Origin of the sequence: Amycolatopsis sp. WAC 04169, from assembly GCF_003947535.1 — a bacterium.
GTDB classification, from domain to species: domain Bacteria; phylum Actinomycetota; class Actinomycetes; order Mycobacteriales; family Pseudonocardiaceae; genus Amycolatopsis; species Amycolatopsis keratiniphila.
In genome coordinates, this window is record NZ_QHJI01000002.1 from 392,794 (window position 1) to 418,160 (window position 25,367).

At 70.8% G+C, this 25,367-nt stretch carries 22 protein-coding genes; 4 read left to right on the forward strand and 18 right to left on the reverse strand.

Translation table 11 applies throughout. The features are described from left to right. Positions 1–7: 7 nt before the first annotated feature. Entirely contained in the window at positions 8–676 is a 669-nt protein-coding gene (gene rpe / locus DMC61_RS06630; protein ID WP_125688117.1) for a ribulose-phosphate 3-epimerase, read from the reverse strand. 145 nt (positions 677–821) lie between these two features. On the opposite strand from rpe, the gene DMC61_RS06635 reads away from it, so the two are divergent. From DMC61_RS06635 to DMC61_RS06645, 3 genes are all read left to right on the forward strand, one after another. Further along, positions 822–2,057 carry a sensor histidine kinase gene (locus tag DMC61_RS06635; RefSeq protein ID WP_125687638.1) on the forward strand — a complete coding sequence of 412 codons (1,236 nt, stop codon included), beginning with the start codon at positions 822–824 and terminating at the stop codon, positions 2,055–2,057. Beyond that, positions 2,054–2,713 (forward strand): response regulator transcription factor, encoded by a 660-nt coding sequence (locus tag DMC61_RS06640; RefSeq protein ID WP_016333116.1) that lies wholly within the window; start codon positions 2,054–2,056, stop codon positions 2,711–2,713. Before DMC61_RS06635 ends, DMC61_RS06640 begins: the two co-directional genes overlap by 4 nt. An 82-nt stretch (positions 2,714–2,795) precedes the next feature. Then, the gene (locus DMC61_RS06645) at positions 2,796–3,920 is read left to right on the forward strand and encodes a serine hydrolase (RefSeq protein ID WP_125687640.1); all 1,125 of its coding nucleotides are present in this window, start codon (positions 2,796–2,798) and stop codon (positions 3,918–3,920) included. Here the strand turns inward: DMC61_RS06645 and DMC61_RS06650 are convergent. The 4 genes from DMC61_RS06650 to ggt all read right to left on the reverse strand — a co-directional run bounded on the left by DMC61_RS06650 (position 3,917) and on the right by ggt (position 8,798). Further along, positions 3,917–4,423, reverse strand: coding sequence for a flavoprotein (locus tag DMC61_RS06650; protein WP_125687642.1), 507 nt, complete (start codon positions 4,421–4,423; stop codon positions 3,917–3,919). The genes DMC61_RS06645 and DMC61_RS06650 overlap by 4 nt on opposite strands. Further along, the gene (locus DMC61_RS06655; protein WP_125687644.1) at positions 4,420–5,856 is read right to left on the reverse strand and encodes an RsmB/NOP family class I SAM-dependent RNA methyltransferase; all 1,437 of its coding nucleotides are present in this window, start codon (positions 5,854–5,856) and stop codon (positions 4,420–4,422) included. The genes DMC61_RS06650 and DMC61_RS06655 overlap by 4 nt, the downstream gene beginning before the upstream one ends. Further along, positions 5,853–6,779: a methionyl-tRNA formyltransferase gene (gene fmt / locus DMC61_RS06660; RefSeq protein ID WP_125687646.1), complete on the reverse strand. Its 927-nt coding sequence runs from the start codon at positions 6,777–6,779 to the stop codon at positions 5,853–5,855. Before fmt ends, DMC61_RS06655 begins: the two co-directional genes overlap by 4 nt. 207 nt (positions 6,780–6,986) lie before the next feature. Continuing rightward, positions 6,987–8,798 carry a gamma-glutamyltransferase gene (gene ggt / locus DMC61_RS06665; protein WP_125687648.1) on the reverse strand — a complete coding sequence of 604 codons (1,812 nt, stop codon included), beginning with the start codon at positions 8,796–8,798 and terminating at the stop codon, positions 6,987–6,989. Between the two features lie 97 nt (positions 8,799–8,895). Between ggt and DMC61_RS06670 the strand changes: the two genes are divergently transcribed. Beyond that, entirely contained in the window at positions 8,896–10,275 is a 1,380-nt protein-coding gene (locus tag DMC61_RS06670) for a hypothetical protein (protein ID WP_370456389.1), read from the forward strand. 74 nt (positions 10,276–10,349) lie between these two features. Here DMC61_RS06670 and DMC61_RS06675 read toward each other — a convergent pair whose 3' ends face one another. From DMC61_RS06675 to pyrR, 13 genes are all read right to left on the reverse strand, one after another. Further along, positions 10,350–12,440 (reverse strand): primosomal protein N', encoded by a 2,091-nt coding sequence (locus DMC61_RS06675; protein WP_125687650.1) that lies wholly within the window; start codon positions 12,438–12,440, stop codon positions 10,350–10,352. 409 nt (positions 12,441–12,849) lie between these two features. Next, entirely contained in the window at positions 12,850–14,052 is a 1,203-nt protein-coding gene (gene metK, locus DMC61_RS06680; RefSeq protein ID WP_199749933.1) for a methionine adenosyltransferase, read from the reverse strand. A gap of 96 nt (positions 14,053–14,148) precedes the next feature. Next, on the reverse strand, positions 14,149–15,369 hold the full coding sequence (gene coaBC / locus DMC61_RS06685) for a bifunctional phosphopantothenoylcysteine decarboxylase/phosphopantothenate--cysteine ligase CoaBC (RefSeq protein WP_199749919.1): 1,221 nt from the start codon (positions 15,367–15,369) through the stop codon (positions 14,149–14,151). Further along, entirely contained in the window at positions 15,362–15,631 is a 270-nt protein-coding gene (gene rpoZ / locus DMC61_RS06690; protein ID WP_005152353.1) for a DNA-directed RNA polymerase subunit omega, read from the reverse strand. Before rpoZ ends, coaBC begins: the two co-directional genes overlap by 8 nt. Before the next feature lie 23 nt (positions 15,632–15,654). Next, entirely contained in the window at positions 15,655–16,284 is a 630-nt protein-coding gene (gmk, locus tag DMC61_RS06695) for a guanylate kinase (protein ID WP_125687652.1), read from the reverse strand. Beyond that, positions 16,281–16,598 carry an integration host factor, actinobacterial type gene (gene mihF, locus DMC61_RS06700; RefSeq protein WP_003096398.1) on the reverse strand — a complete coding sequence of 106 codons (318 nt, stop codon included), beginning with the start codon at positions 16,596–16,598 and terminating at the stop codon, positions 16,281–16,283. The genes gmk and mihF overlap by 4 nt, the downstream gene beginning before the upstream one ends. A 107-nt stretch (positions 16,599–16,705) precedes the next feature. After that, positions 16,706–17,545: an orotidine-5'-phosphate decarboxylase gene (gene pyrF, locus DMC61_RS06705; protein WP_125687654.1), complete on the reverse strand. Its 840-nt coding sequence runs from the start codon at positions 17,543–17,545 to the stop codon at positions 16,706–16,708. Next, positions 17,542–20,856, reverse strand: a complete 3,315-nt coding sequence (gene carB, locus DMC61_RS06710; protein WP_016333104.1) for a carbamoyl-phosphate synthase large subunit — start codon at positions 20,854–20,856, stop codon at positions 17,542–17,544. Before carB ends, pyrF begins: the two co-directional genes overlap by 4 nt. After that, positions 20,856–21,989, reverse strand: a complete 1,134-nt coding sequence (gene carA / locus DMC61_RS06715; protein ID WP_125687656.1) for a glutamine-hydrolyzing carbamoyl-phosphate synthase small subunit — start codon at positions 21,987–21,989, stop codon at positions 20,856–20,858. The genes carB and carA overlap by 1 nt, the downstream gene beginning before the upstream one ends. Continuing rightward, positions 21,989–22,498, reverse strand: coding sequence for a transporter (locus DMC61_RS06720; RefSeq protein ID WP_125687658.1), 510 nt, complete (start codon positions 22,496–22,498; stop codon positions 21,989–21,991). The genes carA and DMC61_RS06720 overlap by 1 nt, the downstream gene beginning before the upstream one ends. Further along, positions 22,495–23,787 carry a dihydroorotase gene (locus DMC61_RS06725; protein ID WP_125687660.1) on the reverse strand — a complete coding sequence of 431 codons (1,293 nt, stop codon included), beginning with the start codon at positions 23,785–23,787 and terminating at the stop codon, positions 22,495–22,497. Before DMC61_RS06725 ends, DMC61_RS06720 begins: the two co-directional genes overlap by 4 nt. Then, positions 23,784–24,716, reverse strand: a complete 933-nt coding sequence (locus tag DMC61_RS06730) for an aspartate carbamoyltransferase catalytic subunit (RefSeq protein ID WP_034311667.1) — start codon at positions 24,714–24,716, stop codon at positions 23,784–23,786. Before DMC61_RS06730 ends, DMC61_RS06725 begins: the two co-directional genes overlap by 4 nt. Continuing rightward, positions 24,713–25,309 (reverse strand): bifunctional pyr operon transcriptional regulator/uracil phosphoribosyltransferase PyrR, encoded by a 597-nt coding sequence (gene pyrR, locus DMC61_RS06735; RefSeq protein ID WP_016333099.1) that lies wholly within the window; start codon positions 25,307–25,309, stop codon positions 24,713–24,715. Before pyrR ends, DMC61_RS06730 begins: the two co-directional genes overlap by 4 nt. Between the last annotated feature and the right edge of the window lie 58 nt (positions 25,310–25,367).

Below are 25,367 nucleotides of genomic sequence, written 5' to 3' on the forward strand. Positions count from 1 at the left end.
GGCGGGATCAGCCGCGGACGCGCGCCGCCTGCTCGCGAAGCGCCGCGACGGCCTTACCAGGGTCTTCGGCGCCGTAGACGGCGGAACCGGCCACGAAGCAGTCCACCCCGGCCTCGGCGGCCTGCTCGATGGTGTCGGCGTTGATCCCGCCGTCGATCTCGACGACGAGCTTGAGGTGGCCGGTGTCGACCAGGCGACGCGCGGTGCGGACCTTGTCGAGGACGCCCTCGATGAACGACTGGCCGCCGAAACCGGGCTCGACCGACATCACCAGGAGGGTGTCGTACTGCTTGAGGGTCTCGAGGTGGTCCTCGATCGGCGTGTTCGGCTTGATCGACAGACCGGCCTTCGCCCCGGCGGCGCGCAGGTTCTTCGCCAGCGCGATCGGGTCGTGCGCGGCCTCGACGTGCACGGTGACGTTGTAGGCGCCCGCTTCGGCGTACCCGATGGCCCACTTGTCGGGGTTCTCGATCATCAGGTGGCAGTCGATGGGGACGTCGGTGGCCTTGAGCAGCGACTGCACGACCGGCAGGCCCAGGGTCAGGTTCGGCACGAAGTGCGCGTCCATCACGTCGACGTGGACCCAGTCCGCGCGGGTCTCCCCCTCCCCCGCGACAGCGCGGATCTCGTCGCCGAGCCGGGCGAAGTCCGCGGACAGGATGCTGGGTGCGATCAAAGGTCGGTGAGCCACGCGCCCGAGTGTAGGAGGGCGCCGCTAACGCCCGCTAACCGGCTGTGACCGCCGACCCGGTCTGGAGTATGACGCGAAATGGCACCGGAGTGGGAGGTGCGCGCACGCGCCGCCGAATAGCGTTCCCTTCATGGTCAACCCACTCAAGCCCCTCGTGCGGATCGGCAGCTACCGCAGCGTCCCGTTCGGCCTCCTCGGCATGGCGATGACGGCGATCCCGTTCCCCATCGCGCTCATCCCCGCCGTCCTCCTCCCGGGTGACGTGTGGGCGAAGCTGATCTACGGCGTGCTCGCCATGGCCGTGCTCGTCGTGCTGGCCGGTTTGCCGGGACCGATGCGCCGGGTCGGCATCTGGTTCTCCAATCAGATGCTGGGCACCCGGATCGCGCAGCCCCCGCCGCATACGAAGGTCGCGTGGGCGGAGCGCGGGCGTTCGGCCGCCTGGCTGCTCGCGCACACCGCGCTCGGCTGGGTGCTGTTCGGCCTCGGCTGTTTCCTGACGCTCGGCTTCGTGTTCGCCATCGTGTGGGCGGGAGGCGGCGGCAGTCCCATCGAGTTCTTCGGGGAACGGGTGACGATCGAACCGGGCACCGGTGGACTGTGGACACTGCCGATCGCCCTGGTCACGCTCGTCGTCATCGCCTACGTGCTCGCCGGTTTCAGCAAGCTGTTCCAGTACACCGCGGTCGCCCTGCTGGGCCCGTCCGCCGCCGAGCGCGTCGCCGCCGCGGAAGTCCGGGCGAACCACTTCGAGCAGCGCAACCGGCTGGCCCGCGAACTGCACGACTCCATCGGGCACACGCTGACGACGTCGACCATCCAGGCCGCCGCGGCCGCCGAACTGGTCGATTCCGAACCGCAGCTGGTGCGCCGGGCGCTGGGCACCATCGAGGAGTCATCGAGGGCCGCGCTCGAAGATCTCGACCACGTCCTCGGCCTGCTGCGGGACGACCGGTCCTCCCGCGAGCCCGAACGGCGGCTCATCGAGGCCGGGACACTGGCCGAACGGGCCCGCGCGGGCGGCGCGCTGATCGACTACGAGCTGACCGGCCCGGCAGCCGAACTGCCCGCGACCCTTTCGCGGGAGGCGTACCGGATCGTCCAAGAAGGACTGACGAACGCGTTGCGGCACGCCCACCCGGGCCCGGTGACCGTGCGGGTCGCGGTACTCGCCGACGCGCTGCGGATCGAGATCGTGAACCCGCTCATGGAGCACGCGGCCGCCTCCGGCCGCGGCGGCAACGGGCTGCCGGGGCTCACCGAACGGGTCGAGGCCCTGCGAGGGGAGCTCGTCGCGGGCCCCGCCATCGACGGGGAACCGTTGTGGCGGCTGGTGACCACGATCCCGCTACGGTCGCACTCATGACCTTGCGTGTCCTGATCGTCGACGACGAACCCTTGCTCCGAGCCGGATTGCGCTCGCTGCTGGACAATCAGCCCGATCTGACCGTGGTCGGCGAGGCGGGCGACGGCGGCGAGGTGGTCGACCTGGTTCGGCGGACGCACCCCGAGGTTGTCCTGATGGACGTGCGCATGCCCGGGGTGGACGGGATCGAGGCGACCCGGCGGCTACTGGCCGAGATCCCCGACCCGCCCAAGGTCCTCGTGATCACGACGTTCGACAACGACGACTACGTCTACGACGCGCTGCTGGCCGGGGCGAGCGGCTTCCTGCTGAAGCGGGCGCGCAAGGAGGAGTTCGCGCACGCCATCCGGACGATCGCCGCCGGGGAGACGCTGCTGTTCCCCGACGCGATCCGCCGGATGGTCACCGCGCGCCCGGCGCCGTCCGGCCTCGCTCCCCGCCCGTCGTCGCTGACGAAACGGGAGACCGAGGTACTGCGGCTCATCGCCACCGGGAAGTCCAATGTGGACATCGCGGCCGAGCTCGTCATCAGCCTCGAAACCGTCAAGACCCATGTGGGCAACATCTTCGGGAAACTGGGCGCGGCCAACCGGAGCCAGGCGGTGGTGTTCGCCTACGAAACGGGCATCGTCGCGCCAGGGCACAGCCTGCGCTGAGCGGCGTGGTGGGGCAAACCTCAGTATGAGCTTGGGGTGCACCCCATGGTCACCGCGCCCGAGCGTCCCTAGCGTGGAATCCATGCGAAAATCCTTGCCAGGCAAGAAGATCATCGCCGTCGGTTCCCTGGTCGCGCTGCTCGCCGCGACGACCGCCACCCCGGCGCTGGCCGTGACCCATCCGCGGGACGAAGTCGACAAGGCGCTGAAAACGCTGGTACAGGACGGCGTGCCCGGCGCGCAGGCGACCGTGTCGACCCCGTCCGGGCGGACGTGGTCAGAACGCGAAGGCGTCGGGAACGTCGAGACCGGGACACCGTTCCCGCACGCTTCGAAGTTCCGGGCGGCCAGCATCACCAAGACCTTCGTCGCGGTCGTGGTCCTGCAGCTGGTCGCCGAGGGGAAGGTGCTGCTGGACACGCCGATCGAGGTCTACCTGCCCGGTCTCGTCCGCGGGAACGGCAACGACGGCACCAAGATCACCGTGCGGCAGCTGCTGCAGCACACCAGCGGGATCTACAACTACCTCCGCGACCTCGATCTCGAAGAGTGGCGCCATCGCGGCGCCGAACCCGAAGAACTGGTGGCGATCGGGCTCGCGCATCCGCCGTTGTTCGCCCCCGGCACGGACTGGTCGTACTCCAACACGAACTACACCATCGCCGGGATGCTCATCGAGAAGCTCACCGGCCGTTCCGTCGCCGACGAGCTCCGGAGCAGGATCACCGGGCCGTTGGGCCTGCGCGGCACCTTCCTGCCGTCACGCGGGGAAGAAGGCCTGCCGCACCCGCACGCCAGGGGTTACGCGCCCGGGCCCGGAGGTCACACCGACTACACCGAATTCGATCCGTCCGCCGCGGGTGCCTCCGGCGGGCTCATCTCGACCGGCGCCGATCTGACCCGCTTCTACGGCGCGCTCGTCGACGGCAGGCTCCTGCCGCGCGCGCAACTGGCGGAGATGCAGCGGACCGTTCCGGCACCCGTCGGGATCCCCGGCGCGGAGTACGGCCTCGGCATCGCGTCCGTCCCGCTGTCGTGCGGGGGCCGGTTCTGGGGGCACGGAGGGAACATCGTCGGCTACGCGAACCTGTCGGGCGCCGTCCCGCATGGCAGGCGGGTCAACGTCGTGGTGAACCAGGATCCCTCGCCGTCGAAGGTGGGGGACGACCTCGCCAAGGCGCTCGACACGGGGTTCTGCGCCCGCTAGGGAGCCGGGAGCAGGTCCAGCACGGAGGTCCACGAGGCTTCCGGGGTGAGCCTCGTGGTGGTGACCCCGGCGGAGGCGAGCGTGTCGAGATGGCGCCGCCACGCCGGATGGTGGATCCGCGTGTCCTGGATCTGGTAGCCCAGCACGATCGTGATGCCCGGCGTGCCGAGGACGTCGCCGAGCAGGGTCAGCGCCTGGTTGTCGGCGATGCCCAGCGCCAGTTTCGCCACGGAGTTGGCGGACGCGGGCGCGAAGAGGAACACCTCGGGATCCGGATGCGGGCGGGGTTCGCCCGGCAGCCGGGAGGTGCTGCGGACCGGCAGTCCGGTGTGCTTCTCCAGGTCACCGAGCCCGCCGGTCGTCTCCAGCCAGCGGGCCGCGGTGGGGGTCAGCGTGATCGCGAGCTCCCAGCCGCGGTCCGCGGCCGGTTTCGCGAGCTGCGCGGCGAACCGGGTGTCCAGTCCGCCGCACGAGCTCGCGACCAGGCCGAGGACCCTGCTCACCCGGCGGTGTCCGGCTTCCGCAGGACGGCGCAGAACATCGCGTCCGTGCCGTGGCGATGCGGCCAGAGCTGGACGTACGGGCCGTTGCCGAGCTGCGGGACGCCGGGGAAGAACTCCCGCGCGTCGACGATCTGGGCACCGGCGCGGCGCGCGGTCTCCCCCACGACGCCTTCGGTCTCGGCCAGATGCGGCGAGCAGACGACGTAGGTGACGATGCCGCCGGGCCGGACCAGGTCCAGCGCCGCGGTGATCAGCTGGCCCTGCAGTTTCGTCAGGTCCGAGATGTCGCTGGGCTGGCGGCGCCAGCGTGCCTCGGGACGGCGCCGCAGCGAGCCGAGACCGCTGCACGGCGCGTCGACCAGGACGCGGTCGTAGCCCGGTTCGAGACCGGTCTCGCGGCCGTCGGCGACATGCACGGTCACCGGCAGGTCCTGGACGGCCTTCTCGATCAGCTTCGCCCGGTGCGGGGCCTTCTCGACGGCGTCGACGGTCGCGCCGGCGGCCACCGCGAGCGCGCCGAGCAGCGCCGCCTTGCCTCCCGGGCCGGCGCACAGGTCCAGCCACCGCACGTCGGTGCCGGAGACCGGGACCCTCGTGACGGCGTAGGCGCACAGCTGGCTGCCCTCGTCCTGGACCGCGGCCAGCTTTTCCTTGATCGGTTCGAGGTCGCCGGGGTCGCCGGAGCCCGCGGGCAGCCGGACGCCGTAGGGCGAGTACGGCGCGACGTCGCCACCGGTGATGGCGGCCAGCTCCTCGGCGCTGATCTCGCCGGGCCGGGCGACCAGGTGGACGTCGGGGCGGTCGTCGTCGGCCTCCAGGGCCGCCTTCAGCTCCGCTCCCTTGTCCCCCAAGGCTTCCGCGAACGACCGCGCGACCCAGCGCGGATGCGCCGTCCGCAGGGCGTAGGCGCCGATCGGGTCGGCGGCCTCGTCGGGGGCCAGTTCGTTCAGCCAGGTCTCTTCGTCCTTTTCGGACACAGAGCGCAGCACGGCGTTGACGAAACCCGCGATCCAGGAACCGACTTCGGCGCGGACGAGGTCCACAGTGGACCCGACGGCGGCGTGCTGGGGGATGCGGGTGCGCAGCAGCTGGTACGCGCCGAGCCGCAGCCCGTCCAGCACGATGGCGTCGACCTTTTCCAGTGGGCGGTCGAGACAGGCCGCGATGACGGCGTCCAGCATGCCGACCGCGCGGCAGGTGCCGTAGGTCAGCTCGGTGGCCAGCGCGGCGTCGCGGCCGGAGATCCGGCGGTTGCGCAGCAGTTGCGGCAGCACCAGGTTCGCGTACGCGTCGTCTTCGCGGACCGCGCGCAGGACGTCGAAGGCGACCTGACGAGCCGGGTCGATCTGCGGCGGGCGGCTGGGCCCTTCCTTGCGCGGGGCCGGACGGCCTCGCTGCGGCCTCGACGGCCGGCGTTCCCTACGCTCGTTCACTGCAGGCGCTCTCCTTGTTCGATCCTCGTACCGCGCGCCCAGTCGGTGGCCGCCATCCGCTTCTTCCCCTGCGCCTGCACCTCGCCCAGCCGCACCGGCTTCGACGCCGTGCCGACCAGGACCCGCTTGCGCTCCACGACCAGTTCGCCGGGCGGGGGTCCCGGCTCGTCGACGATCGTCACCGGGCCGAGTTTCAGCCGCTCGCCCCGGAATTCCGCCCACGCGCCCGGCTCCGGCGTGACCGCGCGGATCTGCCGGTCGACCGCCGCGGCCGGGTCGGCGAACGACACGCGCGCGTCCTCGACGGTCACCTTGGGCGCGTAGCTCACGCCGTCGCCGGTCTGCTCGACCGCGCGCAGCGAACCGTCGGCGATTCCGTCCATCGTGGACACGAGCAGCTTCGCCCCGGACTCCGCCAGCCTGCCGAGCAGTTCGCCCGCCGTGTCGGTGGCGGCGATCTGCTCGGTGACCACGCCGTAGACCGGGCCCGCGTCGAGTTCCTTGACGATGCGGAACGTCGAGGCGCCGGTGATCTCGTCCCCGGCGCGGATCGCGGCCTGGACCGGCGCGGCGCCGCGCCACGCGGGCAGCAGCGAGAAGTGCAGGTTGACCCAGCCGTGCGCCGGGATGTCCAGCGCGGCCTGGGGCAGCAACGCCCCGTACGCGACCACTGGGCACGCGTCGGGCGCGATCTCCGCGAGCCGGGCGAGGAACGCGGGGTCGCTCGCCTTCGGCGGGGTCAGCACCTCGATCCCGTGCTCGTCGGCCAGCGCGCCGATCGGCGACCGGACGACCCGGCGGCCGCGGCCCGCCTGCGCGTCCGGACGGGTCACGACGGCGACGACCTCGTGCTGCTCGGACGCCAGCAGCGCGCGCAGCGACGGGACCGCGGGTTCGGGGGTGCCGGCGAAGACGAGGCGCATCAACGCACCTCCGCCGGGGGGACGGGTACCTCTGACTGGGCGAACATCGCCGCTCAGTCTAGAAGGAGCTCACCGCCGGGGCGCGCTCGCTCTCCCTGTGCGCTGCGGTGGCTGCAATGAACGGTCCTTTCCTTGCAAATTTCGCAAGGAAAGGACCGTTCCTAGCACGCGAGAGAGCTGTTAGAGGCCTTCGCGAGCGAAGCGTCCTTAACGCGGCGGCCAGGGCAGCACGACGGCCGCCGAGCCGCCGCCCCGGCGCGTGGGTTCGGCCGCCGCGAGCCACCGGCCGTCCTTCAGCCGTTCGACGCCGGTCGCCGCCCCGATCTCCGCGGGTGCCGTCGAGAAGCCCTGCCCCTTGGCCTTCAGCGCCGCGAGCACCTCGGTCTGGTCCAGGAACGCCTGCTCCACCTGCGCGGCCGCGGAGTTCCGCTGCGAGGCGCGCGGTTCGGCGATCGCGTCGACCAGCTTCAGCCCGCGGTCGATGCGGCCGGTGAGGATCTGCAGCACCGTGGTGATGATCGACGCGCCACCGGGCGAGCCGACGGCGAGGAACGGCTTGCCGTGATCGAGCACGATGGTCGGCGCCATCGACGAACGCGGCCGCTTCGCCGGGCCCGGCAGGTTCGGGTCGGGCACGCCCGGCGTCACCGGGGTGAAGGAGAAGTCGGTCAGTTCGTTGTTGAGCAGGAAGCCGCGGCCCGGCACGACGATGCCGCTCCCGCCCTCCTGCTCGATGGTCAGCGTGTAGGCGACGACGTTGCCCCACCGGTCGGCGACGGTGAGGTGCGTGGTGTTCTCGCCCTCGTACGGGGTCGGCGCGGGGTTCGTCCCGGCCACGCACGGCGTGGGCTTGCGCGGATCGGCCGGCGCGACCGGGCTGGTCCCGGCCTTCGCGGGGTCGATCAGGCACGCGCGGCTGTCGGCGAACTTCTGGCTGATCAGTTCCTTCGCCGGGACGTCGACGAAGGCCGGGTCGCCGATCCACCGGTTACGGTCGGCGAAGGCGTACCGGGTCGACTCCAGGAAGTAGTGCAGATAGTCGGCCTTCTCCAGCTTCGAGAGCTTCGTGTTCTCGAGGATGTTCAGCGCCTCGCCGACGGTCAGCCCGCCGGACGACGGCGCGGGCATGCCGTAGACGTCGAGACCGCGGTATTGGGTCTTCGTCGGCTTCCGCTCGACCACGCGGTACTTCGCGAGGTCGGCGGCGGTCATGTCACCGGGACGCACCTTCAGCGTCGACGCGGGGTCGACCGGCGGCTTCCGCACCGTGTCGACGACGTCCGCGCCGATCGGGCCGCGGTAGAGCACGTCGGTGCCCTTCGCGGCCAGCTGCGCGTACGTGCCCGCGAGGTCCGGGTTCTTGAACGTCGAGCCGACCGCGGGCGGCGCGCCGCCGGGCAGGTACAGCGACCGGGTGGACGGGAACGCCGAGAAACGGGCGGCGTTGTTCGCGATCTGGGTGTTGAAGGTCTGGTCGACGGTGAAACCCTTGCGGGCGAGTTCTTCGGCGGGCTTGACCGCCTTCGCCAGCGACTTGGTCCCCCATTTGCGCAGGGCCTCCTGCCAGGTGGCGGGTGTGCCGGGGACGCCGACGCCCAGTCCGCTGGTGACGGCCTCGGTGAACGGGATCGCCTTGCCGTTCTCGACGAAGAGGTTCTCGTTCGCGGTCGACGGGGCGGTTTCGCGGCCGTCGAGGGTGTGCACCTTGCCGGAGCGCGCGTCGTAGTAGACGAAGAAGCCGCCCCCGCCGAATCCGGCGGAGAACGGGTCGGTGACGCCGAGCGCGGCGGCCGTCGCGACGGCGGCGTCGACGGCGTTGCCGCCCTCGCGCAGGATCTTCGTGCCGATCGCGGTCGCGTCCGCGTCGATGCTCGACACCGCGCCGAGATAGCCGACGGCGGTGGGCGATTTGGGTGTCGGTGGCGCTGCCGCCGCCATCCCCGCCGAGGCGGTGCCGACCAGGACGGCGATCGCGGTGACTGCGGTGATGCGTACCGGAGTGCTTCTGTGCGCGGCCATGGCGCGAGTCTGCCCCGCCTGTCCACCCCGGACAAGACCCGCCGAGACCTGCGTTCGTCGGTGGTGCGGCCCTGGCGGGATGAGCAGAATGCGGGCCATGAAGACTCCCGGCAGGCGGTGGGGCGCCTTCCTCCCGCTGCTCATCGCTCTTCCCGTCCTCGCTGTCCCCGGTATCGCGCAGGCAGAAGGCGCGAGCGCCTGCTTCGACGACTCGGCCGCGATCACCGTCGAGGAGAAGCGGCTCACCGCGACCATGCCTTCGGGTGGTCCCGCGGTCGGCCCGGAACTCGTCCGGCTCGCCGGATTCGACAAGCTCGTCTCCGACTTCACGACACGTCTCTGCGCCACGAAGACCGCTTTGCGGGCCGAGAAGCTCGCCGAGACCGCAGGTGAGGGCCTCTGGCGCACCGCGGTCGACCGCGCACAGGGCCGCCGTCCCGACCTCGGCACGATCGACAAGGCCGACGACCGGCCGCTCTACTGGGCCCGTCTCCAGATGAGCAAGGCGTTGCGGCAGTGGACGCCGCGGTTCCCGCTGTCCGCGCCCACCCGGGCGGAGCTGCTGAAGACGTTCGATTTCGGCGCGCGGGGACTCGACGACTCCCGCTTCCCCGCCGGCCCGAAGCTGCGCAGGGTGCTGGTGAGCGGTTTCGACCCGTTCACCCTCAACGGCGCGGGCGTCCGCATCGCGAACCCGTCGGGTGCTGCGGCGCTGCATCTCGACGGCAAGACGATCCAGACGCCGACCGGCCCCGCGCTGGTGCAGGCCGTGTCGTTCCCGGTGGTGTGGAGCTACTTCGACGCCGGCATCGTCGAGGCCGCCTACGGTCAGGCGTTCACGGACCGGTTCCGCCGTCCGGAGCTGATCATGACGATCAGTCAGGGCCGCCCCGGCCGCTTCGACATCGAGCGGTGGGCGGGTGCCTGGCGCGGTGGTTTCCCGGACAACCTCGACGAGCCCGTTCGCGGCCCGGTCCCGCCCGCCGACGGCTGGCCGCAGCCGGACGTCCAGTTCATCGAAACCACGCTGCCGCACGAAAAGATGCTCGCCGCGCCCGCCGGGGCGTATCAGGTGCTGTACAACGAGGCGTTCTGCGTCTGGCCGGACAGCACGAAACCGGGCACGGGAACCGCGGTGTGCCGGACGGACGCGCCGAAGCCGGGCGAGGTCGCCGCTTCGGGCGGGGGCGGAAATTATCTGTCGAACGAGTCCATGTATCGCAGCAATCGGCTCCGGACGGGCCTCGGCCTGACCGGGATCGCGGGCGGGCACCTGCACACGCCCGTCCTCGGCACGCCTGCCGACCCTTCAGCACTGACCGACGCCGATTTCGAGGCCCGGCGGGCGGCGATCTCCTCACAGATCGTCACCCTGCTCACCGCCGCCCTGGGCGGCTCCGCCACGAAGCCCGCTTCGCCCGCTCCGGGCGCTTCGGCCCGCGCCGACGTCCTCGCGACCCCCGGCACGACCCTCTGACCCCACGCATTTAGTCCTCTGAATGCGGTCGTTCGCTGTCGAACTACCGCATTCAGAGGACGAAACGCGGGGCGCTAGATGAGTTCCAGCGGGTCCAGCTGGATCCGGATGGGCTCGGACGCCTTACGCGCGTCCCGGCGGGCGGCCGCGGCGTGGACGGCCGCGGCGAGCGCCTTCCCGTCCGGACGCGCGACGCGCACCAGCGCCCGCTCCCGTTCGGCGTTGCCGTCCTCGTCGACCTCGCCGAGCGGCACCGGGCCCAGCACCTCGCCGGTCTCCGGGAGGGCGAGGTCGTCGAGCAGTCCGGCGACCGCGTCCGGCGTGCCTTCGATACTCGCCATCCGCATCGCGGGCGGGAACCCGAGTTCGCGCCGCTCGGCGAGTTCGAGGCTCGCGTGCCAGCCCGGGTCCCAGCGCACCAGCGCCTGCACCACCGAAAGGCCCGCTTCCGCGCCCACGAACACGCGGCCGCCTTCGGTCCCCGGCCGCACCAGGGCCGCCGCCGCCATCCAGCGGCGCAGGGTCTCCTCCCCCGCGCGCAGGTCCTGCCGCCCCAGCAGCGCCCAGCCGTCCAGCAGCAGCGCCGCGCCGTAGCCGCCTTCCGCGACCGGCTCCGCTCCCGGCGTGCACACGACCAGCGCCGGCTTTCCCGGCACTGAAGCCAAAACCTCCGTCGCGCCCGACGTCCGCACGGGGAACCCGGAGAACGCGCGGCCCAGTTCCTCCGCGGTGCGCTTCGACCCGACGACGACCGCCCGCAGCCGCACCGAACCGCAAGCCGCGCAATGGAAGTTCGTCTCGGGGACGCCGCACCACCGGCAGGCGGGCGGCCTCGGCGCGCCGTCGATCAGCCCGCCCGGCAGGGAAAGCGGGCCGGCGCAACGACGACAGTGCGCCGACGTCCGGCAGTTGCCGCACGCGAGCCCCGGGACGTACCCGCGGCGCGGGACCTGCACCAGCACGGGGAATCCGCCTGCCAGCGACTGCCGCGCCGCCTCGAAGGCGACCGACGGGAGCCGCGCGGCCTTGGCCGCTTCGTCCCGGGCGACGTCGAAGTCCTCGCCGACCGGAGTGACCCGCGGCGCCGCCGCCCGCAGTTCCGGACGGGCGGCCACGAGCGGCTGCGCCCAGCCCGATTCCACCAGGAACTGCGCCTCGGCGGTCCGCGCGAAACCGGCGACGAGCATGGAGCCCTTCGCGGCGTGCGCGCGATCCATCAGCACGTCGCGGACGTGCGGATACGGCGCGTGCTGGTCGAGGTGGACGTCGTCGCCGTCGTCCCACACCACGAACAGGCCGGGATCGGCGACCGGCGCGAACATCGCCGCGCGTGTGCCGACGACGACGCGCACCGCGCCGCGCAGCACCGCGAGCCAGCGGCGATACCGCTCGGCGGGGCCGAGCCCCGCGATCAGCGCGACCACGGATTCGGGGCCCAGCAAGGAAACGCACGCGTCGTGCAGCCGGGTCAGGTCACGATGGTCGGGCACGACCATGACCACCCCCCGGCCCGCCGAAGCCGCGACGGCGGCCGCTTCGGCGAGACGGCGAGGCCAGTCCTCTCCCGGCAGCGCCTGCCAGACCGCGTTGGCCGGCCGCCGTTCCGCGACGGCCTCCAGGAACGCCGGACCGCTCTGGTACTTCTCCCAGGCGGTGGTGTCGGGCGGTTCCGGCGTCGGCGCGGGCTCGGCGGGCGGTTCGCCCTCGGCCTTCGCGTGCCGGGAGGGGATCGCGAGCCGTAGGACGTCGCTGAGCGTGCCGCCGTAGCGGTCCGCGACGGACCGGCAGAGCGTGAGCAGCGCCGGGGGCAGCACGGGCTCGCTGGAGGTCACCCGGTCGATGTACGCGAGCTTGCCGGTGAACTCCGTGGTGTCGGCGCGCTCGACGAGGTACCCGTCGACGAGCTGGCCCGCGAACCGGACCCGCACCCGGCAGCCGGGGACGGCGGTTTCGTGCAGTTTCTCGGGGATCCGGTAGTCGAAGGTGCGGTCGAGATGGGTGAGCGGGATGTCCACGACGATCCGCGCGACCGGGTTCTCGGGCGCGGGGTTCTGCGCCCCACGACGGCTGGCCGTTTTCGCGCGCGCCGGTTTGGCCTTCCGCGCCGGCTCGGCCTTCGGCTCCGGAAGGTCCCACAGAGGGGTCGGTTCGGGACTGCTGCTCACCCGGTGATCTCTACCAGACGCTGTCGCCGGTGCCCGTCACCGCGTGCAATGAACTGTCCGTTACTTGCGAAATTTGCAAGTAACGGACCGTTCATTGCACGCGCTGCTGGAGCCATCTCGCTGTGGAGTGCAAGGCCCATCCTGAGTACATGAAGGCCCCCTTCCTTGCGCCTAGGTACAGGAAGGGGTCCTTCATGTACCTCCGGCAAGCGGAGACGCGCCAGCACCACACAGACCGGGGTCTCATGCCGGCGGCCTCGCGTGGTTGAAGGGACGACACGTGTGATCCGGCGGACGACACGCGTGACTGGATGGACGACACACGCGCAACCAGGCTCCGACCCGAAGATGCCGTGAAGGCCTCCTTCCCTACCCTCAAGGTAGGGAAGGAGGCCTTCACGGAACGGGATCAGGCGCCCGCGGCCGACTTCAGGTCCGCGGCCCGCGCCGTGCTCTCCCACGGGAGCGCCAGCTCGGGACGGCCGAAGTGGCCGTACGCGGCCGTCGGCGCGTAGATCGGGCGAAGCAGGTCGAGGTCGCGGATGATCGCGGCCGGACGCAGGTCGAAGACCTCCGTGATGGCGGCCTGGATCTTCGTCGGGTCGACCGTCTCGGTGCCGAAGGTCTCGACGAAGAGGCCCACCGGGGCCGCCTTGCCGATCGCGTACGCGACCTGGACCTCGGCGCGGGCCGCGAGCCCGGCGGCGACGACGTTCTTCGCCACCCAGCGCATCGCGTACGCGGCCGAGCGGTCCACCTTGGAGGGGTCCTTGCCCGAGAACGCGCCGCCACCGTGGCGGGCCATGCCGCCGTAGGTGTCGACGATGATCTTGCGGCCGGTCAGGCCCGCGTCGCCCATCGGGCCGCCGATGACGAAGCGGCCGGTCGGGTTGACCAGCAGCCGGACGTCGGAGGTGTCGAGCCCGAGGTCGGCGATCTCGGGGGAGACCACGTGCTCGCGGACGTCGACGCCGAGCATCTGCTCCAGGTCGATGCCGTCCGCGTGCTGGGTGGACACGACCACCGTGTCGAGCCGCACCGGCTGGTCGCCGGCGTACTCGATGGTGACCTGGGTCTTGCCGTCCGGGCGCAGGTACGGCAGCACGCCGTCCTTGCGGACCCGGGTCAGCCGCTGCGAAAGCCGGTGCGCCAGCGCGATCGGCAGCGGCATCAGCTCGGGGGTGTCCGAGCAGGCGTAGCCGAACATCAGGCCCTGGTCGCCCGCGCCCTGGCGGTTGATCTCGTCCTCGTCGGACTCCACGCGGGACTCGTACGCGGTGTCGACACCCTGGGCGATATCCGGCGACTGGGAGCCGATCGCGACGTTGACGCCGCACGAGTTGCCGTCGAAGCCCTTGGCCGACGAGTCGTAGCCGATCTTCAGGATCACGTCGCGGACGATGGTCGGGATGTCCGCGTACGCCTCGGTGGTCACCTCGCCGGCGACGTGCACCTGGCCGGTGGTGATGAGGGTTTCGACCGCCACGCGGCTGCGCGGGTCCTTGGCCAGCAGGCCGTCGAGGATCGAGTCGCTGATGGCATCGCAAATTTTGTCGGGATGACCCTCAGTCACCGATTCCGATGTGAACAGTCTGCTCGTGGACGCGGTCACGGTGCCCGTCACTCCCTCACCTAGACGTCTGATGCCTAGAAAGTTAGGCACCCCTCAGCTCGAACTCAAGCCTACTGACTATCGCTTTGGGGGCTCTCAACGCTTCATCAAGGTCACAACAGCATCCCACAATGTGGACGCGAGTTCTGCCTTGGCGCCAAGCGGAATCGGGATCTCGGTGCCGTCGGCCCCGAGCAGCCAGCCCGAGTTGTCCTCGGTCCCGAACGCCTTCCCTTCACCGACGGCGTTCACCACCAGCAGATCCGCGCCCTTGCGCTTGAGTTTGACCCGGGCGTGGTCGAGGACGCCACCCTTATCGTCCCCTGTTTCGGCGGCGAAACCGACGACCACTTGCCCCTGGGCGCGATTCCGCACCAGTTCGGCGAGGATGTCCGCGTTGCGGGCGAGCTCGACGACGGGATCCGGCGCGTCGTCGGACTTCTTGATCTTGTGGTCGGCCCGGTTCGATGGCCGGAAGTCGGCGACGGCGGCGGCCATCACGAGGACGTCGGCGGAGGCGGCCTCGGCGTGCATGGCCTGGCGCATCTCCTCGGCGGTCGACACGTGGACGACCTTCGCGCCCGCGGGCTCCGGCAGCGCGACGGTGTGCGCGGTGACCAGCGTGACCTCGGCGCCGCGCTGGGCGGCGACGCGGGCCAGCGCGTAACCCTGCTTGCCCGACGAGCGGTTGCCCAGGTACCGGACCGGATCCAGCGGCTCGCGGGTACCACCGGCCGAAATGGCCACGCGCACGCCTTCGAGGTCGCGCGGGAGGGCCTTCGGCACGGCGAGCAGGAGCCGGGCGAGGTCGACGATCTCGGCCGGGTCGGCGAGCCGTCCCTTGCCGGTGTCCTTGCCGGTCAGCCTGCCGGCGGCGGGTTCGGCGACGACCAGGCCGCGCGAACGCAGCAGCGCCACGTTGTCGCGGGTGGCCGGGTGCTCCCACATCTCGGTGTGCATCGCCGGGAAGAAGGCGACCGGGCACCGGGCGGTGAGCAGGGTGTTCGTCAGCAGGTCGTCCGCGATGCCGTGCGCGGCCTTGGCGAGCAGGTTCGCCGTCGCGGGCACGACGATCACCAGGTCGGCTTCCTTGCCGACGCGGACGTGCTGGACCTCGGGCACTTCGGTGAACACGCCGGTGTGCACCGGGTTCCCGGACAGTGCCTCGAAGGTGGCCGCGCCGACGAAGTTCAGCGCGGCTTCGGTGGGGACCACGCGGACGTCGTGACCGGATTCGGTCAGTCCGCGCAGGACCTCACAGGCCTTGTAGGCGGCGATCCCGCCACCCACGCCCAGAACGATCCGGGGTTTATTCACCCTCGGTGTGCTCGAGCAGACCGCCGTGGATCTCGCGCAGGGCGATGGACAGCGGCTTCTCGCGCGGGCCCGGCTCGACCAGCGGGCCGACGTACTCCAGGAGACCCTCGCCCAGCTGGGCGTAGTAGTCGTTGATCTGGCGAGCGCGCTTGGCCGAGTAGATCACCAGCGCGTACTTCGAGCTGACCTTCTCGAGGAGGTCGTCGATGGGCGGGTTGGTGATGCCTTCGAGCTCTTCGTGCAGCGTGGCCTGAGTCGTCACTCGTGGTGCTCCGAATCTTCGGTTTACTTGTCGCCGGTTATCAAGTTTAGCAACTGCTCGGCGGCCTCCCGCACGTCGGCGTTGACGACGCGCTCGTCGAACTCCCCGGCGGCGGCGAGTTCGCGTTCGGCCTCGGCCAGCCTGGCCTTCACGGCGGCTTCGTTCTCGGTGCCGCGGCCGGTCAGCCTGCCGACCAGTTCGTCCCACGACGGCGGCATCAGCATCACCAGCCGGGCCTCCGGCATCGCCTTGCGGACCTGCCGCGCGCCCTGGAGTTCGATCTCCAGGATCGCGTTGCGGCCCTCGGCCAGCACCCGCTCCACGGGCCCGCGCGGGGTGCCGTAGCAGTTGCCCGCGAACTCGGCGTGTTCGAGCAGTGCGCCCTCGGCGACCATGCGGTCGAACTCGGCCCGGTCGATGAAGTGGTAGTGCTCGCCGTCCACCTCACCCGGCCTCGGCTTCCTGGTGGTCACCGAGACGCTGAAATAGATCTCCGGATCCAGCTTGCGCAGCTCCTTGGCCACGCTCGACTTCCCGACCCCCGAAGGCCCTGAGACGACCGTGAGCCGGTGCCGGGATTCGACTCCCGCCACCGGCTCACCGCCGCGGTCAGCGCCCGGGTTCACCGGGTGGTCCTGACCGATGCCGCTCACTCGCCGCTGAATTCGGCCAGCAGCGCCTTGCGCTGCCGGTCGCCGAGGCCGCGAAGACGACGGCTGGGTGCGATCTCCAGTCGTTCCATGGTCTGCTGGGCACGGACCTTGCCGACGCCCGGAAGAGCCTCGAGCAGAGCCGAGACCTTCATCTTGCCGAGGACTTCGTTCTCCTCGGCCTGCTTCAACACGTCGACCAGAGTGGTACCGCCCCGCTTCAGCCGCTCCTTCAGCTCAGCACGGATGCGGCGGGCGGCGGCGGCCTTCTCCAGCGCCGCAGCGCGCTGTTCCTCTGTCAGCTGGGGAAGTGCCACGTTTTCCTCCGGTAGTTCTCAAATCTGGGTGGGTGTGGCGACGGTACCCACCCGTTACCTCGGCCCACAATGCGGGGGTGGCTGGTCATGACGGATTCCCGGGCCTGCTATTGGCCTTTTTCCAGGGGTCCGAGGGAATCCCGGGTCCGCCGAACGGCCGCACGCAACGCCTCCGGGTCCGGTCCGTGCTTGAGGACGTCACGGGAGGACGCCGGGAGGACCCCCGGGAGTCCTGGGCCGAAAAGGCCCCGGAGATCGGCCACGGTGGCTCCCTGGGCCCCGAAACCGGGTGCCAGGATCGGACCGTTCAGCTTGCTCAGGTCGAGCTCTCCCGGCGCGATGGTGGCGCCGACGACGACACCGATGTCACCCAGGGGGCCGACGCCCGCGTTGTACGCGGCCGCCGTGTCGACGATGTCCTGCGCGACGGTCTTTCCGTTGGGCAGCAAGGCGTTCTGCAGTCCCTGCGCCTCCGGGTTCGAAGTACGCGCGAGGACGATCAGCCCCTTGCCCTGCGCCTGCGCGACGTCGATCGCGGGCGCCAGCGAACCGAACCCGAGGTACGGCGACACCGTGATGGCGTCGGCCTCGAGTTCCGCGCCGGCGGGCAGGAACGCCGCCGTGTACGCCGCCATCGTCGAACCGATGTCGCCGCGTTTGACGTCCAGCAGGACGAGCGCGCCCGCTTCCCGGCACACCTTCATCGTCTTGGCCAGAACAGCGACCCCAGGAGGCCCGTAGGCCTCGAAAAAGGCCGACTGGGGCTTGATCACCGCGACCTCGGGCGCGAGCGCCTCAGCGGCCGTGAGGGCGAACTTCTCCAGCCCGCCCGCGTCCGCCGGGAGACCCCACGCTTCGAGCAACCCGGGATGGGGGTCGATGCCGGCGCAGAGCGGTCCCTTCTCCGCGACCGCCCGCGCCAGCCTCGCCCCGAACCGCTCGCTCATGCCTTGGCCTTCAGCGCCGCCTGCAGGCTCTGCAGCGACCGCACGCCGATGTCGCCCTTGATGACGGCCTCGATCCCGTGCACGGCCGCCGCCGCGCCCTGCACCGTGGTGATGCAGGGGATGTCGCGCGACACCGCGGCGGTGCGGATCTCGTAGCCGTCGATCCGCGGACCGCTGTTGCCGTAAGGGGTGTTGATCACCATCTGCACTTCGCCGCTGAGGATGACATCCACGACGTTCTGTTCGCCTTCGGCGGAACCTTCGTAGTGCTTGCGCACGACGGTGCAGGCGATCCCGTTGCGCCGCAACACTTCCGCGGTACCCGAGGTGGCGAGGATCTCGAACCCGAGATCCGCCAGGCGCTTCACCGGGAACACCAGCGAACGCTTGTCGCGGTTGGCGACGGAGACGAACACCTTGCCCGACGTCGGCAGCGAACCGTAGGCACCGGCCTGCGACTTGGCGAACGCCTTGCCGAAGGAGACGTCCACGCCCATGACCTCGCCGGTGGACTTCATCTCCGGGCCGAGCAGCGAGTCGACACCGTGGCCCTCGGGGGTGCGGAAGCGGTGGAACGGCAGGACCGCCTCCTTGACCGCGACCGGCGAATCGGCGGGCATGTGGCCGCCGTCACCCTCGGCCGGGAGGACACCGGATTCGCGCAGATCCTTGATCGACGAGCCGGTCATGATCAGCGCGGCGGCCTTCGCCAGCGGCACCGCGGTCGCCTTGGACACGAACGGCACCGTCCGCGACGCGCGCGGGTTGGCCTCCAGGACGTACAGGACGTCGTCCTTGAGCGCGTACTGGACGTTCAGGAGCCCGCGGACGCCGACGCCGCGCGCGATGGCCTCGGTCGAGCGGCGCACCGTCTCGATGTCGGTCCGGCCCAGCGTGATCGGCGGCAGCGCGCACGAGGAGTCGCCGGAGTGGATCCCGGCCTCCTCGATGTGCTCCATGACGCCGCCGAGGAAGAGCTCGTCGCCGTCGAACAGCGCGTCGACGTCGATCTCGATGGCGTCGTCGAGGAACCGGTCCACCAGCACCGGGTGCTCGGGGGTGACCTCGGTGGCGCGGTGGATGTAGCCGGCGAGGGATTCCTCGTCGTAGACGATCTCCATGCCGCGTCCGCCGAGCACGTAGGACGGCCGCACGAGGACCGGGTAGCCGATCTGGTCGGCGATCCGCTTCGCGCCCTCGAACGAGGTCGCCGTGCCGTACTTCGGCGCGGGCAGCCCGGCGTCGGTGAGGACCTCGCCGAACGCGCCGCGGTCCTCGGCGAGGTGGATCGCGTCCGGGGAGGTGCCGATCACCGGCACACCGGCGTCGGCGAGGCGCTTCGCGAGCGAGAGCGGCGTCTGGCCGCCCAGCTGCACGATGACGCCGGCGACGGTGCCCGACTCCTGCTCGGCGTTGACCACCTCGAGGACGTCCTCGAACGACAGCGGCTCGAAGTAGAGCCGGTCCGAGGTGTCGTAGTCGGTGGAGACGGTCTCGGGGTTGCAGTTGACCATGACGGCCTCGAAACCGGCCTCGCGCAAGGCGATCGCGGCGTGCACGCACGAGTAGTCGAACTCGATGCCCTGCCCGATGCGGTTCGGCCCGGAGCCGAGGATCAGCACCTTCGGCTTCTCGGTCTGCGGGGTGATCTCCGACTGCGCCGCGGGGTCGGTCTCGTAGGCCGAGTAGTGGTACGGCGTCTTGGCCGCGAACTCGGCCGCGCAGGTGTCGACGGTCTTGTACACCGGCCGCACACCGAGACGGCGGCGCAGCGCGCGGACGCCGTCCTCGCCTGCCAGTTCCGGCCGCAGCGAGGCGATCTGGCGGTCGGAGAGACCGATCCGCTTGGCGCGGCGCAGCAGCGGCTCGTCGAGCACCTGGGCGTCACGCACCTCGGCGCCGACCTCGCCGATGAGGGCGATCTGGTCGATGAACCACGGGTCGATCCCGGAGGCCTCGTGCACCTGCTCGACGGTGGCGCCGAACCGCAGCGCCCGCTCGACCTCGTAGATCCGCCCGTCGTGCGGGGTGCGCAGCGCCTCCAGGGCGGACTCCAGCGACGCGCCTTCGGGGTCGGGGCGGGTCCAGAAGCCGGTGGCCTTGGTGTCGATGGACCGCAGCGCCTTGCCGAGCGCCTCGGGGAAGCTGCGGCCGAACGACATCGCCTCGCCGACGCTCTTCATCGTCGTGGTGAGCGTCGGGTCCGCACCCGGGAACTTCTCGAAGGCGAACCGCGGCACCTTCACCACGACGTAGTCCAGCGTCGGCTCGAAGGCCGCCGGGGTCTCGCCCGTGATGTCGTTGCGGATCTCGTCGAGGGTGTAGCCGATGGCGAGCTTCGCGGCGATCTTGGCGATCGGGAACCCGGTCGCCTTCGAGGCCAGCGCGCTGGAGCGGGAGACCCGGGGGTTCATCTCGATGACGACCATGCGGCCGTCCTCGGGGTTGATCGCGAACTGGATGTTGCAGCCGCCGGTGTCGACGCCGACCTCGCGCAGCACCGCGATGCCGACGTCGCGCATGTGCTGGTACTCGCGGTCGGTCAGGGTCATCGCCGGCGCGACGGTGACCGAGTCGCCGGTGTGCACGCCCATCGCGTCGAAGTTCTCGATCGAGCAGACGACCACCACGTTGTCGTGCCGGTCGCGCATGAGCTCGAGTTCGAACTCCTTCCAGCCGAGGACGCTCTCCTCGATGAGCACCTCGGTGACCGGAGACTCGGTGAGGCCGGTGGAGGCGAGGCGCTCCAGCTCCTCGTCGGTGTGCGCCATGCCCGAGCCGAGCCCGCCCATGGTGAACGACGGCCGGATGACCACCGGGAGGCCGACCTCGGCGACGGTCGCGCGGACCTCGTCCATGTCGTGGCAGACCCGCGAACGCGGCACCTCGCCGCCGATCGTGCGGACGATGTCCTTGAACTTCTGCCGGTCCTCGCCGCGCTGGATGGCCTCGACGTCGGCACCGATCAGCTCGACGCCGTACTTCTCCAGCACACCGCGCTCGTGCAGGGCGACGGCGCAGTTCAGCGCCGTCTGCCCGCCGAGGGTCGCGAGGATCGCGTCGGGGCGCTCCTCGGCGATGACCTTCTCGACGAACTCCGGGGTGACCGGCTCGATGTAGGTGGAGTCGGCGAACTCGGGGTCGGTCATGATGGTCGCCGGGTTCGAGTTGACCAGCGAGACGCGCAGCCCCTCCTGGCGCAGCACGCGGCAGGCCTGGGTGCCGGAATAGTCGAACTCGGCCGCCTGGCCGATCACGATCGGCCCGGAGCCGATGACCAGCACGTGCTGGATGTCTGTCCTCTTCGGCATTACTTGGCCTTCTCCATCAAGCTCACGAACTCATCGAACAGGGGGGCCGCGTCGTGCGGGCCGGCGGCGGCCTCGGGGTGGTACTGCACCGAGAACGCGGGGACGTCGAACGCGCGGACACCTTCGACGGTGTCGTCGTTCGGGCAGTAGTGCGAGATCTGCGCGGCGCCGAACGGCGTCTCGAACCGCTGGCCCGGCTCGCCTTCGAGGGCGAAACCGTGGTTCTGCGCGGTGATCGCGACCCGTTTGGTGGCCACGTCGATCACCGGGATGTTGATGCCGCGGTGGCCGTAGCGCATCTTGTAGGTGCCCAGCCCCAGCGCGCGGCCGAGGATCTGGTTTCCGAAGCAGATGCCGAACAGCGGGATCTCCCGCTGCAGCACCGATTTCGTCAGCTCCGTCGCGTGCGCGGTGGTCGCCGGGTCGCCGGGACCGTTGGACAGGAACACCCCGTCCGCCTCGACCGCGAGCAGATCGTCCACAGTGGACGAAGAGGGCAGCACGTGCACCTCGATGCCGCGCGCGGCCATCAGGCGCGGGGTGTTGGACTTGATGCCCAGGTCCAGCGCGGCCACGCGGAACTTCCGCTCGCCCTGCGCCTCGACGACGTACGCCTGCTTCGTGCTGACCTCACCGGCGAGGTCGGCGCCCTTCATCTGCGGGCTCGCCTGCACCTGCGCGAGCATCTCCTCGTCGGAGCCCAGCGCGTCGCCCGAGAAGACGCCGGACCGCATGGCGCCCTGCTCGCGCAGGTGCCGGGTCAGCGTGCGGGTGTCCACCTCGGAGATCCCGACGACGCCCTGGCGCTCCAGTTCCTCGTCCAGCGTGCGCTTCGAACGCCAGTTGGACGGGGTGCGCGCGGGGTCGCGGACGACGTAGCCCGAGACCCAGATGCGCGAGGACTCGTCGTCCTCGTCGTTCCAGCCGGTGTTGCCGATCTGCGGCGCGGTCTGGACCACGATCTGCCGGTGGTAGGAGGGGTCGGTCAGCGTCTCCTGGTAGCCGGTCATGCCGGTGCAGAACACCGCCTCACCCAGGCTGCGGCCGCGGGCGCCGTACGCGGAACCGCGGAACACCCTGCCGTCTTCGAGGACCAGTGCGGCGGGGGTCCTGGTGTTGTTCGCGGTGCTCATCAGGCACCTCCCTTGATGTCGTTGCGGGTGTCTTGCAAAGCTTCGATCCACTGTGGATAGTCGTCGACGTCGTCGCCGCGGAATCCGGTGTCCAGCTCGACGTCGCCGGCCAGCCAGGTGATGACGAGCAGCGCGTCGATGCCCATCACCTTCCCGGCCATCCCCTTGTCCTTGCGGACGCCGGTGACCGAGGCGCGCGGGATCCAGAAGTCCGGGGCGCCGCCGCGTTCGATGGCGATGCCGTCTCCGTGCAGGCGCCACACCGCGCCGGTGCGCAGGCCCGCGCCGCGGGTGACGACGCGGTCCTGCCAGTGCCCGGCGGTCGTCGTGCTGACGTAGAGGCCGGTCGATTCGAGCGACGCCTCGCCGGGTTCCGTGGGGATCTCGGCGAACGGCGGGACCTGGACGCTCTGCGCCCGGGACTTCCGCCGCCAGCCGCGCCACATCAGGAACACGCAGAAGAGGAAGAAGGCGAAGACCGCCAAGGTCAGCAGGATCCGGTCACTCATTGCGCGATCTTCCCTTCCCGCGCGGTGATCCGCCCGCGCAGCAACGTCGCCGTCACCACGCCGGGGAGCCGCATTCCTTCGTACGGGGTGTTGGCCGCGATACTCGCGAACTCGGCCCCTCGCACGGTCCATTCGGTGTCCGGGTCCACCAGCGTCAGGTTGGCGGGTTCGCCGACCTCGATCGGACGGCCGTGGTCGGTCAGGTTGCCGATCTCGGCCGGCCGCTCGCTCATCACCCGCGCCACGCCCCGCCAGTCCAGCAGGCCGGTGCGGACCATGGTCTCGACCACGATCGACAGCGCGGTCTGCAGGCCGAGCATGCCCGGGCGGGCGTGACTCCACTCGCAGTCCTTGTCCTGGACCGCGTGCGGCGCGTGGTCGGTGGCGACGCAGTCGATGACGCCCTCGGCCAGCGCGGCGCGCAGCTTTTCGGCGTCGGATTCCGTGCGCAGCGGCGGGTTGACCTTGTTGACCGGGTCGTAGGTCGCGAGCCGCTCGTCGGTCAGCAGCAGGTGGTGCGGGGTGACCTCGGCCGAGACCTTGGTGCCGCGGTCCTTGGCCCACTTCAGGATGTCCGCGGTGCCCGAGGTCGAAACGTGGCAGACGTGCAGCCGCGCGTTCGCGTGCTCGGCGAGCAAGCAGTCGCGGGCGACGATCGACTCCTCCGCCGAGGCGGGCCAGCCGGTGTAGCCCAGGCGGGCGGCCTGCTCGCCTTCGTGCGCCTGCGCGCCGACGGTCAGCCGCGGCTCCTCGGCGTGCTGCGCGATGACCACGCCCAGCGCCGTCGAGTACTCCAGCGCGCGGCGCATGAGCAGCGGGTCCGCGACGCAAAGGCCGTCGTCGGAGAAGACCTTCACCCGGGCTTCGGACTTCGCCATGGTGCCCAGTTCGGCGAGCTTCTCGCCCTTGAGGCCCACGGTGACCGCGCCGACCGGGTGCACGTCGACCAGCCCGGCCTCCTGGCCGCGGCGCCAGACGTGGTCGACGATCACCGCGTTGTCGGCCACCGGATCGGTGTTGGCCATGGCGAACACCGCGGTGTAGCCACCGAGCGCGGCCGCGGCCGAACCGGTGGCGATCGTCTCGGTGTCCTCGCGGCCGGGTTCGCGCAGGTGGGTGTGCAGGTCGACGAAACCGGGGAGCAGCACCTGGCTGCCCGCTTCGATCACTTCAGCGTCTTCGGGCGCGTCGAGGGAACCGATGTCGGTGATGACCCCGTCCTCGACGAGCACGTCGACCGGATCGCCCTCGCCGTAGGGTCGGGCGCCCTTGATCAGGACGGTGGTCACGCGGCGGCTCCTTCGCTGGCGAGCAGGTGGTAGAGGACCGCCATGCGCACGTGGACGCCGTTGCGGACCTGTTCGGTGATGGCCGAGGCCGGGGAGTCGGCGACCGCCGAGGCGATCTCCATCCCGCGCAGCATCGGGCCGGGGTGCAGGACGACGGCGTGCTCGGGCAGGAGCTTCATCCGTCGTTCGTTGAGGCCGTAGGCGATCGAGTACTCGCGCGCGCTCGGGAAGAAACCCCCGTGCATGCGCTCCGCCTGGACTCGCAGCATCATGACCGCGTCGAGCGCGGGCAGTTCGGCGTCGAGTTCGTGCGACACCGTGACCGGCAGGCTCTCCACGCCGGCGGGCAGCAGCGTCGGCGGCGCGACGAGCACCACCTCCGCGCCCAGCGAGGACAGCAGGTGGATGTTCGACCGCGCGACCCGGCTGTGCAGGACGTCGCCGACGATCCCGATGCGGCGGCCTTCGAACGAGCCGAGGCGCTCCCGCAGTGTGGCCGCGTCGAGCAGCGCCTGCGTCGGGTGCTCGTGGGTGCCGTCCCCGGCGTTGACGACCGCCGTCCCCGCTTCGGCGAGCCAGCCCGAAAGCCGTTGCGCCGCACCGGAAGCGGGGTGCCTGATGATCACGCAGTCGGCACCGGCCGCGGCCAGCGTCAGCGCGGTGTCCCGCAGCGATTCGCCCTTGTTGACCGAGGAACTGGACGCGGAGACGTTGATCACGTCGGCGCTCATCCACTTCCCCGCGATCTCGAACGAGACGCGGGTGCGGGTGGAGTTCTCGTAGAACAGCGTGATGACGGTGCGGCCGCGCAACGTCGGCAGTTTGCGGACCTCGCGGCCCAGCAAGGTGTGCTTGAGCTCTTCGGCGGTGTCCAGCACGGCTGTCGCGAGCGCCGGGTCGAGCCCGTCGGTGGCGAGCAGGTGCTTCACGATCGATCTCCTTCTGGTTGCGCGCGAAGCAGAACCGTGTCCCGTCCGTCCACTTCGGACAGCAGGACCTCGATCCCCTCGGCGCGCGAGGTGGGCACGTTCTTGCCCACGTAGTCGGCGCGGATCGGCAGTTCGCGGTGACCGCGGTCGACCAGCACGGCGAGCTGGACCGCGCGCGGGCGGCCGTGGTCGCGCAGGGCGTCGAGGGCGGCGCGGATGGTGCGGCCGGAGAACAGCACGTCGTCGACCAGGATCACCACCGCGTCGTCGATACCGGTCGGCGGCAGCTGCGAATGTTCGAGCGCGCGGGGCGGGCGGCGGCGGAGATCATCACGGTAGAGCGTGATGTCCAGCGCGCCGGTCGGCGGACGGATACCGGAGAACTCGGCGATCTTGTCCGCGAGCCGCAGGGCGAGCGGCGTTCCCCTGGTGGGGATGCCCAGCAACACGGGCGGAGTCGAGCCACCGGCACCGAGAGCGGTCTTCTCGATGACCTGGTGGGCCATTCGGGCGATCGTGCGCGCGACATCGCCGGACGAGAGCAGCTCGCGCTCTCCCGCCGGTTCCGCCGCGCCACGCGGGCGTGACGACAAGGCGGACCTCCTTCCCCGCCTCTCTGGACGGGTCCTTAAAGGACGTCGACTTCCTGCG